Source organism: Ruegeria sp. O5, from assembly GCF_056535105.1.
The window spans coordinates 1-710 of sequence record NZ_JBQERN010000054.1; the positions used below are offsets into that span (position 1 = coordinate 1).

Consider the following 710-nt stretch of genomic DNA (forward strand, 5'->3'; position numbering starts at 1 on the left):
ATCCCGAAGATGGTCGTGTTCATGAACAAAGTTGACCAGGTTGACGACGAAGAGCTGCTGGAACTGGTGGAAATGGAAATCCGCGAGCTGCTGTCTTCGTATGAATACCCCGGCGACGATATTCCGATCATCGCAGGTTCGGCTCTGGCCGCGATGGAAGGCCGTGACCCTGAAATCGGCGAGAACAAGATCCGCGAGCTGATGGCGGCTGTTGATGACTACATCGACACCCCTGAGCGTGCTGTTGACCAGCCGTTCCTGATGCCGATCGAAGACGTGTTCTCGATCTCGGGCCGTGGTACCGTTGTGACCGGCCGTGTCGAGCGTGGCGTGATCAACGTTGGCGACGAGATCGAAATCGTCGGCATCCGTGACACCGCGAAAACCACCTGCACCGGCGTTGAAATGTTCCGCAAGCTGCTGGACCGCGGTGAAGCGGGCGACAACATCGGCGCCCTGCTGCGTGGTGTGGACCGTGACGGCGTTGAGCGTGGCCAGGTTCTGTGTAAGCCGGGTTCGGTGACACCGCACACCAAGTTCGAAGCCGAAGCCTACATCCTGACCAAGGAAGAAGGCGGCCGTCACACGCCGTTCTTCGCGAACTACCGTCCTCAGTTCTACTTCCGGACCACTGACGTGACCGGCACCGTGACCCTGGCGGAAGGCACCGAGATGGTCATGCCCGGCGACAACGTGTCGTTCGGCGTTGA

General features: G+C 59.9%; 1 protein-coding gene. It reads left to right on the forward strand.

Annotated elements, in window-relative coordinates; genetic code table 11:
* On the forward strand, positions 1-710 hold a 710-nt coding region (locus tag ACR0M3_RS20045; RefSeq protein WP_480912423.1), incomplete at both ends, for an EF-Tu C-terminal domain-related protein.